10 protein-coding genes are annotated in these 9,882 nt (G+C 60.1%); 9 read left to right on the top strand and 1 reads right to left on the bottom strand.

Going from position 1 to position 9,882, the window contains the following annotated elements:
- Positions 1 to 453: hypothetical protein (locus Q0S71_RS22310; protein WP_296000678.1), on the top strand; the 453-nt coding region annotated here is incomplete at its 5' end.
- Positions 454 to 1,294: 841 nt separating this feature from the next.
- Positions 1,295 to 2,788: a caspase family protein gene (locus tag Q0S71_RS22305; RefSeq protein WP_296000675.1), complete on the top strand. Its 1,494-nt coding sequence runs from the start codon at positions 1,295 to 1,297 to the stop codon at positions 2,786 to 2,788.
- A 247-nt stretch (positions 2,789 to 3,035) separates the two neighbouring features.
- Here the strand turns inward: Q0S71_RS22305 and Q0S71_RS22300 are convergent, their stop codons facing one another.
- Positions 3,036 to 4,481 carry a PLP-dependent aminotransferase family protein gene (locus tag Q0S71_RS22300; protein WP_296000672.1) on the bottom strand — a complete coding sequence of 482 codons (1,446 nt, stop codon included), beginning with the start codon at positions 4,479 to 4,481 and terminating at the stop codon, positions 3,036 to 3,038.
- Between the two features lie 206 nt (positions 4,482 to 4,687).
- Between Q0S71_RS22300 and Q0S71_RS22295 the strand changes: the two genes are divergently transcribed.
- From Q0S71_RS22295 to Q0S71_RS22265, 7 genes are all read left to right on the top strand, one after another.
- A complete protein-coding gene (locus Q0S71_RS22295; RefSeq protein ID WP_296000669.1) occupies positions 4,688 to 5,128 on the top strand; it encodes a carboxymuconolactone decarboxylase family protein in 441 nt (146 codons plus the stop codon).
- Positions 5,129 to 5,231: 103 nt separating this feature from the next.
- Positions 5,232 to 5,669 (top strand): carboxymuconolactone decarboxylase family protein, encoded by a 438-nt coding sequence (locus Q0S71_RS22290; RefSeq protein ID WP_296000666.1) that lies wholly within the window; start codon positions 5,232 to 5,234, stop codon positions 5,667 to 5,669.
- Positions 5,670 to 5,751: 82 nt separating this feature from the next.
- Positions 5,752 to 6,399 carry a sigma-70 family RNA polymerase sigma factor gene (locus Q0S71_RS22285; protein ID WP_296000663.1) on the top strand — a complete coding sequence of 216 codons (648 nt, stop codon included), beginning with the start codon at positions 5,752 to 5,754 and terminating at the stop codon, positions 6,397 to 6,399.
- Positions 6,396 to 6,599: a zf-HC2 domain-containing protein gene (locus tag Q0S71_RS22280; RefSeq protein WP_296000661.1), complete on the top strand. Its 204-nt coding sequence runs from the start codon at positions 6,396 to 6,398 to the stop codon at positions 6,597 to 6,599. The genes Q0S71_RS22285 and Q0S71_RS22280 overlap by 4 nt, the downstream gene beginning before the upstream one ends.
- A 73-nt stretch (positions 6,600 to 6,672) precedes the next feature.
- Entirely contained in the window at positions 6,673 to 7,110 is a 438-nt protein-coding gene (locus Q0S71_RS22275; protein ID WP_296000658.1) for a MarR family winged helix-turn-helix transcriptional regulator, read from the top strand.
- A gap of 51 nt (positions 7,111 to 7,161) precedes the next feature.
- Positions 7,162 to 8,640, top strand: coding sequence for an efflux transporter outer membrane subunit (locus tag Q0S71_RS22270; RefSeq protein WP_296000656.1), 1,479 nt, complete (start codon positions 7,162 to 7,164; stop codon positions 8,638 to 8,640).
- Positions 8,641 to 8,680: 40 nt separating this feature from the next.
- Positions 8,681 to 9,850: an HlyD family efflux transporter periplasmic adaptor subunit gene (locus Q0S71_RS22265; protein WP_296000652.1), complete on the top strand. Its 1,170-nt coding sequence runs from the start codon at positions 8,681 to 8,683 to the stop codon at positions 9,848 to 9,850.
- Positions 9,851 to 9,882: the final 32 nt, after the last annotated feature.

The raw sequence follows: 9,882 nt of genomic DNA, 5'->3' as shown, positions 1-9,882 counted from the left end.
GCCCCCAGATCGCCCAGTTTGTTCCTTGCCTTGCCATTTCCCACGCGTCGCCGGATCGGCCGTTACAACCGCCGACATTGGGCAAGCGGCCTGCTCACCGCTTTACGCCGTCAAAATCGAGTTATTAGAGCTCACCTTAAGTTAGTAATCTCGGCTGTTCCATCACATGATGCCTTTGATGCTAAGAGAATTTGCGATGCGCTGACTGTGTTTCGCGGGCGAGTTGCTGGTTGGAAGTTCGGTCGTGCGGGCTCACCTTTATTGATTGTTGATTTTGCACGATGGAAGCATCAGCTCGAAGATACGCCGTCTCGTCCGTCGGGTTCTCGCATTTCTGAACAAGAGCATGATTTATTGATTTCTGAACTGCGAAATTTGTTTTTACATCAACTAGGTGCAGATAAGTTTGAGCCGAACGAGGTTGAACACAGCTGTGGCGTCTGGTGGGATTAATTGACGAAGATTTAGACAGCTGACGGCCAGTAGCAGACCTTGACGTACTCGGAATCTATCGTATAGAAGAATAAATTATGCCCAATGCACGTCACGTTGTTAAAAAAGCGCATGAGAGATATCAGGTAAAGATGTTATTGGAGGAACTGAATGCTCGGCATAGGGCCAGTTATAAGGTAATTTCTGAACCTGAACCGCCTGAGGCAATCATTAGATCAAATAAAACTACCCGATGGATAGAGGTTGTTACAGCTTATTTAAACATCGATTTTGCTAAGGACGTGAACTCTTTCGCCACGGAGGGGGGGGAAATCATCAGTCAATTTCTGGGGAGCTTATAGTCGGACCAGATGAGCAGTTTTGCCAAAACTTTGTCTCGGTAGTGCGACAGAAGTTGGAAAAGAAAACTTATGAGAAATTTCGTGATCAATATGGTCCTGGCTATTTACTCATTTCGATTCAGAATCCATTCTTTGGCGATGATACGCTGATTACTTTGAGTGAATATTGGCGAGAGGCAAAAATAAGCGACCTACAGTGTTTTCGATCTATCTATTTAACCTATCGTGTTGGGCGTGGATACAGGATAAGGAGATGGGTTCCACCGACTTAATGTGTGGCTATCTAAGTATCAGAAAAATTGCCAACTTAGAACCGCCACTTCGGTTAACGGCCAAGAACAGAGTATGGCGTTGAGGAAGGTTTATCAGCACTGTATCTCACCGGAGAAAAAAGCAAATCCCGGATACTTTCTGTCGCAAACAACCATTTTTATCCATAAATTTCCTGAATTTCTTCGTTCCACTTATACTACATTCGCCTTCCAAAAATTATCACCAAGATGAAAAACCTCGCAATTATCGTTGGAGTTACTGATTATACTGACGTTCAACTTCGGCTGCCCGGATGTTCGAACGACGTCGCAGTTATGGAAATGATACTGCGCTCAGGCGGAAGGTTTGAGGTGCTGACACTCGAAAGTGCAGATGGTGAGATTGCCAAAAATCATCTTTCTGATGTAATTAAAAGGTATTCCCAAGAAGAAATTGATCATCTCCTGTTTTATTTCACGGGACATGGTGCCTATCTGAAAGACGATTTCCACTTCCTATTTCGAGATTACACGGGCGACCGCAGTGCCCAGACTTCTCTTTCAAGCAAAGAGCTCGACAACATGCTGCGCAGCTTGCAGCCCAAGCTTGCTATAAAAGTCGTTGATGCCTGCCACTCAGGTCTTAACTACGTTAAGAGCGGCACGACAGTGCAGCAGGAGCTCGGGGAAGGTCTGAAGGCAACATTTACAAACTGTCATTTTATGTTCAGTTCAGACGGGGATCAAAAATCGTACGCTGACCGCAACATGAGTGATTTCACTGCGGCATTTGCACATTCGATAGTAAAGGCGACGACGGAAGATGTTCGTTACAGATACATCACGGACTCGATTACTGATGCCTTTAGCAATCAAGACAGCCAGACACCATACTTTGTTTCGCAAGGCCCCCTTACTGAGCTTTTTGGAAGGTTCGCTGATGACGCTAAAGCTCGAATTGGCGGGCTGCTGCCAAAGAAGGAAATCGATAAGGATGCATTGACCGATGTGATATCTGATGTGACGTCTGGCTCAGAGTTAACAGAGCCTGTAGATGAATCTGCTGCGATGGTGGTGCGCTCCCTTGCAGATCTGACGAGGCATGCTGCGGAAAACTACGTGACTCAAGAACAAGCGTCATCTATCGTTCAGTCTATGCGGGATAGTCTTTCGCAATATATTCCGAGTTATGAGCTCATAGAAATTTACTCACCCGATAAAGAGTTTTTTGATTCATATCCAGAACTTCCTAATGAACGTTCAATCGGAGTTTGGTTAGAACGCAATAAATTCGGTAAATATTTCGCCGAACCCACGTATGGAACTGAACTTTACGACGCGCCTCCTTCGTTGTTCGGTAGCAGCTTAGACTCGCTGATGGCTGGCTTTAACTTGCCGACCAAGAAGACACGGAAGGTCTTGACAGGAATAACTTCGTCACTGAGTGGAATGCCATTCCAAACTTTTTGTTTAACATTGCATCCAGAACTTCCCAATTTAGTCCTCTATCGTGCTTGGCTTACATTTCTAATTTCAAAGACGACTATTCAAGTATTTCATTCTTTTGTTGAGTACAAGGAAGTTTCATGGCGCAAATACGAAGAAAGCGAATTGGCTGGCTGGTCCCGCAACTCATATAGTCTCGCGAAGCCAAGCGAAGTTACTGAGCTACCGATAGTCTTTTTTGGTGCTTTTAACGCATGGGCGATCGATCAGGTTAAAAGACGACTTTCTATCGCATAACGTATCAGCCACCAGCCTTAATATGTGCGTCAATATTATTGAAAGTGACCACTCAACGTAAGGGCCAGCAGCCGCTTTGGGGCGAAACCGGTCGATGTTGGATGCTCTGTACGGGCCTTCGACCTCTGGTGATTAATAAACTGTTCACCCGAGAATGGATATCCGCGCAGTAGCGGGACAACTACCATTTTGGGATGGAAATGAGGCGGTTTGCCGCTCGAATTGACGCCCGCCCTGACGAGAATACTCAGTCAGGAACACCATCCATCTGAATCAAGATGTCACGCACGCGCAATAGCGCCGTTTCGATATCGAGCGTGTCGATCGAGCCGAAGCCGAAGAACAAGCCCTGACGCGGCTCCTGTTCGGCATAAAACCCCGCCAGCGAATACAGTCCCACGCCGGCCCGCCGCGCCAGCCGTATCAACAGATTGATGTCCACGTCCTTGCGCGCCATCGCCGCCATATGGAAGCCGGCCGTCGCCGGCACGGCCGTGAACCACGGCGCCAGCAGTTGCGCCAGTCCGCGCAGCAGGGCGTCGCGCCGGCTGGCATAGATCGAATGTCCGCGGCGGATGTGTCGGGCCAGGTGGCCGTCGTCGATGAACTTGGCCAGCGCGTGCTGGGTCATGCTGGCCGAGTGCCAGTCGGTCAGGTGCTTGGCGATGCTCAGCGCCGGCAGCAACGCCTCCGGCACCGCCACGTAGCCGATGCGCAGTTCCGGCAGCATCACCTTGGACAGGGAACTGAGGAACACCACCAGCCCGTGCGTGTCCATGCTTTGCAGCGAGTCCGTTGGCCGCCCTTCGTAGCGGAATTCGCTGTCGTAATCGTCTTCGATGATGATGGCGCCGATCTCCAGGGCGCGTGCCAGCAGCGCTTCCTTGCGCGCCGTGCTCATCGCCATGCCGAGCGGGAATTGATGGGCGGGCGTCACGTAAATCAGCCGCGTGTCGCTGGGGATGAGCGCCGCGACGATGCCTTCCCGGTCGACCGGAACGCTGACGACGGTGGCGCCCTGGCTTTTGAACAGCGCGCGGGCGATGGGGTAACCAGGGTCTTCGACGGCCACCACGCTGCCCGGCTCCAGCAATATCCGCCCCAGCAGGTCGAGCGACTGTTGCGCGCCGTTCGTGATGACGATCTGGCGCGCGCCGCAGCGCACGCCCCGGGCATAGCCGGCGTGCCGCACGATGGCTTCGCGCAGGGCGGCGACGCCTTCGGTCGAGGCGTAGCGGCCGCGGCCGTCGGCGTCCTGGCGCAGCCCGTGCAAGATGCAGCGCCGCCATTCGTCCTGGGGAAAGTGGGCCGGCGCCGGCGTGCCGCCGATGAATTCGTATTGCGAGCGGCCTTCGGGCGTCGGCGCGCGGAATGGGGTGTCGAATTTCAGCCATTTGTCCAGCGTCGGACGGGCCGCCAGTTCCACGCCCTGCGCCGCGCGACCGCCGGACCCGCCCTGCACGCCGACGAAGGTGCCGCGCCCCGTGTGCGCCACCAGTATGCGGTCGTAGGTCAGGCGGCTGTAAGCCTCGGCCACCGGCTTGCGCGATATGCCCAGTTGCAGCGCCAGCAGCCGCGTCGGCGGCAACTGCTGGCCTTCGGCGAGGCGGCCGGCCCGTACCGCCTGGCTGATCTGGCTGTACAGCTGCTCCGACAAGTCTCTGCCGCCCTCGATAATCAGATGAAGCTCCATGAACTTGCCTTTCCCATCCACAACACGATGCGTTTCTAAAAATCAACAACCATAGTATCCGAAACTTTTGGCACTGTCAGTCACTGTGGGACCGGGCCGCGCGGTGCTGAACTGGTGTCCCGACTTTTGCCGGGATTGGCTACCCGCCGGGGTGGGGAGCGCTTCTAAAATGGCGTCACTCCTCACCACCTACCAAGGAAATCATCATGAACGCACGCATCAACTTCTACGCCTCGTCCGCCGACGCCATCAAGGCTCTGTCCGCCCTGGAAGCGGCCGTCAACCAGCTGGGCCTGGAGCCGTCGCTGCTGGAACTGGTCAAGCTGCGCGCCTCGCAGCTCAACGGCTGCGCCTATTGCGTCGACCTGCACACCACCGAAGCGAGCAAGGCCGGCGAAACCGACCGTCGCCTGCATGGCGTGGCGGTCTGGCGCGAAACGCCGTTCTTCACCGAGCGCGAACGCGCGGCGCTGGCATGGACCGAGTCGCTGACCCAGCTGTCGCTGACCCACGCGCCCGACGCCGACTACGCCCTGCTGGCCGCCAATTTCAACGCCAAGGAAATGGTCGATCTGACGCTGGCGATTTCGACCATCAACAGCTGGAACCGCTTCGCCGTCGGCTTCCGCAAGATGCCCGCCGCGTAATCGACGCAGCGACGCAGCGACATAGCGATATAGCGACCCGGCGCGTCCCCACGGCGCGCCGGTCGGCGTTTCCCTTCCCTCACCACGCGCACGGAGCGGCCTCATGAAAAATCGCATCGATTACCACCAGGCCTCGCCCGAGGCGATCAAGGCGCTGATCGCCCTCGAACTCGCGGTGCAGCGATCCGGGCTCGATCTACGGATGTTGCAGCTGGTCAAAATGCGCGCCTCGCAAATCAATGGCTGTGCGTTTTGCGTCGACATGGAAAGCGCCGAAGCGATGCGCGCCGGCGAGTCCTTCCGCCGGCTGGCCGCCGTGGCCCAGTGGCGCGACAGCGCCCTGTTTTCCGGGCCGGAGCGGGCCACGCTGGCCTGGACCGAGGCGCTCACCGAACTCGGCGCCCCCGCCGCGCGCGACAGCGCCATGTCCGCGATGAGCCGCCATTTCGACGCCAGGCAAATCGGCGACTGGACGCTGGCCGTCGCCGCCATCAACTGCTGGAACCGCATGGGCGTGGGCTTCCGCAAAGCCATACTCTAGCATCGCATGCGCCGTGACGGCGCCATGCAACGTTGCGCCCTCCGCAACGACTTGACCTTGAAAATATTTTAAAGGTGTCCCCGTGTCCGCGTCCCTGAGCAATAAATTAATGCCCGCCATCCCGGCCCCGCCGCCGGCCTGCGCCAACGACATGCACAGCGTGGCGAGCGAAGCCGACCTCTGGCAAACGCTGGCCACGGAACGGCCCTTCCTGCTGCGGCTGGCCCGGCTGCAACTGGCCTCGAGCGCCGACGCCGAAGACGCGGTGCAGGACACGCTCATCGGCGCCGCCCGGGGCTGGCGCAGCTTCGAAGGCCGCTCCGGCTTGCGCAGCTGGCTGACCGGCATCTTGCGCAACAAGATAGTCGACGCCATCCGCCGCCGCCGTTTCGTCCAGCCCGGCATGCCGTTCGACGATGCGGCGCCGGCCACGGAATTCGATGAACTGTTCAACGCCGACGACGCCTGGCACCCGGAAGCCTTCATCGACACCGTCTGCGGCGCGTCCATGGCGGCGCAGCGCCAGTTGCTCGATATCGTCGAGTTATGCATGAACCGCCTGCCGCCCGAAACGGCGCGCCTGTTTTTGATGCGGGAATATCTGGGGATGGACTTGATGGAAATTGAAGAAAGCTGCGCCGTCACGTCCGGCAACCTGCGCGTCATGCTGTACCGCGCCCGCATGCGCTTGCGCGAGTGCGCCGTGCGCGGCTGGGGAGAACTGGAATGAAGCCATCGATCAAGCAACTCACTTGCCGCGCAACCACCCACCTGGTGTCGGACGCGCGCGACAGGACGCTGGCGCCCGAGGAGGCGGCCCAGCTGAGCGACCACCTGGAGGGCTGCGGCGCCTGCCGTATCGCGTCGCGTCAGTTCGAACAATTATTCGCCCACCTAGATACGCTGCTGGCGCGCAAGCCCGAGCTGTAAGCAAGCCATCGGAAATAATCTGTCTTGACAATCTCTGACTAGTCAACTATATTGACAGTCATAGGGAGGTTTTATGAAACACTACACGGAAAAGAATTACGACCCCACCACCAGCGTCGGCTTCAGTATCACCCGCGCCCGCAACATCGTCATCTCCGAAATGGATGCCGCCCTGCGCGAGCTCGACATCACCTCGCAGCAGATGGGCATCGTGCTGTCCTTGTCGCGCCAGCTGATCAGCACGCCCTTCGAGTTGAGCAAGCTGCTCGACATCGATACCGGCCTGATGACCCGCATGCTCGACAAGCTCGAACTGCAAGGCTTGCTGACCCGGGTCCGCAGCGTCGACGACCGCCGTTCCGTCAACTTGCAGCTGACCGCCAAGGGCCATCAAACAGCGGACGCGATTCCGGCCCACGCGCCCGCCGTGCTGAACCGTCGTTTGCAGCATTTCAGTGCCGCCGAGTTCCAGGAATTTCGCCGCCTGCTGGCCAAATTCCTGGAAGGCTGAGGCAGTCGCTCGTCCGGCTTTTTTTTACAACATTAACTGACAAGTCAGATTATGAAAACTCAGATAAATCCAGCTTTCCAGCCCCGTAAAACGAGCGCACTCGGCGCCGCCCTGGCCTTGTCCGGCCTGCTTGCCGGCTGCGCCACCTTCACCGGCATCGGCAGCGACAAGCACATCGCCGCGCCGGCCGCCAGCACGCAAAGCCTGCCATCCGAACACGGCAACTGGCCCGCCGCCAACTGGACCAGCCAGTTCGGCGACGCCCAGCTCGACGCGCTGGTGGCCGAGGCGCTGCGCACCAGCCCCACCATCGACCAGGCGCGGGCCCGCATCGCCGCCGCCGCCGCCTTCACCGAGACGGCGCGCTCGGCCACCGGCGCCAAGGTCAACGCCGACTACACGCTCACCCGCCAGCAATACTCGTCGAACGCGCTGGTGCCGCCACCCTACGCCGGCTCGCTCCAGAACGAAAACAAGGCCGTCGTCAGCGCCTCCTACGAGCTGGACCTGTGGGGCAAGAACAGCGCGGCGCTGGCCTCGTCGCTGTCGAAACTGCGCATCAGCACCGCCGCCGCCGAGCAGGTCAAGCTCTCGCTGAGCAACGCCGTGGCCCGTTCCTACAATGAACTGGCGCGCCAGTACGCCCTGCGCGACCTGGCCGCCCGCGAACTCGACGTGCGCCGCCAGATGCGGGAATTGAGCGCGCGCCGCAGCCGCGCCGGCCTCGACAGCGACGTCGAACAGCAGCACATCGTGCGCGAACTGGCCAGCGGCCAGGCCTCGATCACCGCCATCGACGGCCGCATCCTCGACATCCGTTATCAGCTGGCCGCCCTGCTGGGCGCCGGTCCCGACCGCGGCCTGACCATCGCGCGGCCAACCATGGGCGCCGGCGGCGGTGTCGCGCTGCCCGACAGCCTGCCGGCCGACTTGCTGGCGCGCCGCCCGGACATCGTGATGGCGCGCTGGTCGGTCGACGCCAGCACCGAGGACGTCAAAGTGGCCAAGGCCGATTTCTACCCGGATATCAACCTGGCCGCCTCGATCGGCCTCGACGCCTTCGGTTTCGGCCGCCTGTTCAACGCGTCGAGCCGCACGCTGAGCGCCGGGCCGGCCATCCACCTGCCGATTTTCGACAGCGGCGCGCTGCGCGCCCAGTTGAAGGACCGCTACGCCCAGTTCGATTTCGCCGTCGCCGCCTACCAGCAGACGCTGGTGTCGGCCCTGTCCGAAGTGGCCACCGACGTGGCGCGCGTGCACGCCACCGACGCCCAGTTGCTCGATGCGCAAGCGGCCGACGAGGCGGCGCACCGCTCGCTGACGCTTTCCGAAAGCCAGTATCGGGCCGGCCTAAGCACGCAACTCGTCGTGCAGCAGTCGCGCCTGACGGCGCTCAACACCGAAGAAGCGCTGACCACGCTGCGCATGAACCGCCGCGACCAGCAGATCGCGCTGGCGGCGGCGATGGGCGGCGGCTTCGGCGCCCCGGCCGAGCCGGCAGCGGCGGCGCCAGCGATGGCCGCCAAATAAAACTCCTCCCAATTTCCCAACTTTTTATACAGGTGCAAGCATGAACGATACCACTACCCCCGTCGCCAAACCGGCCGCCGCTCCCTCCGGCAAACGCACGCTGATGATCGCCTCGCTGGTCGGCGTCACCGCCGTCGCGGCCGTCGCTTACGGCGTCTACTACTTCGGTTATGCGCGTTATTTCGAAGGCACGGACGACGCTTACGTCAACGGCAACCTGGTGCAGCTCAATTCCCAGATCGCCGGCACCGTCGTCGCCATCAACGCCGACGACACGCAAGTCGTCAACATGAGCGTGAACCTCATCAAGCTCGACGCCGCCGACACGCGCATCGACCTCGACCGCTCCGAGGCCGCGCTGGCCCAGGCCGTGCAACAAGTCGGCGCGCTCTACGTCAACAACGGCGTGTTCCAGGCCCAGATCGTCCAGCGCCAGGCGGAACTGGCGCGGGCCACGGACGATCTCAAGCGCCGCCTCGCCGCCAATGAGGCCGGCGCCGTCTCGGCCGAGGATATCGCCCACGCCCGCGACGCCATCAAGGAGCGCCAGGCCGCGCTGAAGTCGGCGGAAGAGCAGCTGGCGTCCAACCGCGCGCAGACCGGCAAGTCCAGCGTGGCCCAGCATCCCAACGTGCTGGCGGCCGCCGCCCGCGTCCGCGCCGACTACCTGGCGCTGGCCCGCAACACCGTGCCGGCGCCGGTGACCGGCTATGTCGCCAAGCGCTCCGTGCAACTGGGCCAGCGCGTCACGCCGGGCACGCCGCTGATGGCCATCGTGCCGCTCGACGGCGTCTGGGTCGACGCCAACTTCAAGGAAAGCCAACTGAAGACCGTGCACATCGGCCAGCCGGTGAAACTGACGGCCGACCTGTACGGCTCGGCCGCCGAATACCACGGCAAGGTGATCGGCTTCTCGGCCGGCACCGGCAGCGCCTTCTCCGTGCTGCCGGCGCAAAACGCCACCGGCAACTGGATCAAGGTGGTGCAACGCCTGCCCGTGCGCATCCAGCTCGATCCGGCCGAACTGCGCGCCCACCCGTTGCGGGTCGGCCTGTCGATGGCCGTCGAGGTCGACATCCACGACCAGAGCGGAACCGACTTGGGCGCCGCGCGCACCACCCGCTTCGAGACCCACGTCTTCGACGACTATGCCCGCGAGGCCGATGCCGACATCGACCGCATCATCGCCAAAAACCAGATCGCCAACTAAGCACACCGACCGCGCGTCCCTTCCACACCCGA

This window comes from Rugamonas sp., from assembly GCF_025354735.1.
GTDB lineage: Bacteria > Pseudomonadota > Gammaproteobacteria > Burkholderiales > Burkholderiaceae_D > Rugamonas.
This window is presented reverse-complemented; position numbering and strand designations above follow the sequence as displayed.

What these genes read in the sequence shown, in the direction of transcription:
- Q0S71_RS22305 (WP_296000675.1), top strand. Translation starts at nt 1,295, where the DNA reads ATGAAAAACCTCGCAATTATCGTTGGAGTTACTGATTATACTGACGTT.
- Q0S71_RS22300 (WP_296000672.1), bottom strand. Translation starts at nt 4,481, where the DNA reads ATGGAGCTTCATCTGATTATCGAGGGCGGCAGAGACTTGTCGGAGCAG.
- Q0S71_RS22295 (WP_296000669.1), top strand. Translation starts at nt 4,688, where the DNA reads ATGAACGCACGCATCAACTTCTACGCCTCGTCCGCCGACGCCATCAAG.
- Q0S71_RS22290 (WP_296000666.1), top strand. Translation starts at nt 5,232, where the DNA reads ATGAAAAATCGCATCGATTACCACCAGGCCTCGCCCGAGGCGATCAAG.
- Q0S71_RS22280 (WP_296000661.1), top strand. Translation starts at nt 6,396, where the DNA reads ATGAAGCCATCGATCAAGCAACTCACTTGCCGCGCAACCACCCACCTG.
- Q0S71_RS22275 (WP_296000658.1), top strand. Translation starts at nt 6,673, where the DNA reads ATGAAACACTACACGGAAAAGAATTACGACCCCACCACCAGCGTCGGC.
- Q0S71_RS22270 (WP_296000656.1), top strand. Translation starts at nt 7,162, where the DNA reads ATGAAAACTCAGATAAATCCAGCTTTCCAGCCCCGTAAAACGAGCGCA.
- Q0S71_RS22265 (WP_296000652.1), top strand. Translation starts at nt 8,681, where the DNA reads ATGAACGATACCACTACCCCCGTCGCCAAACCGGCCGCCGCTCCCTCC.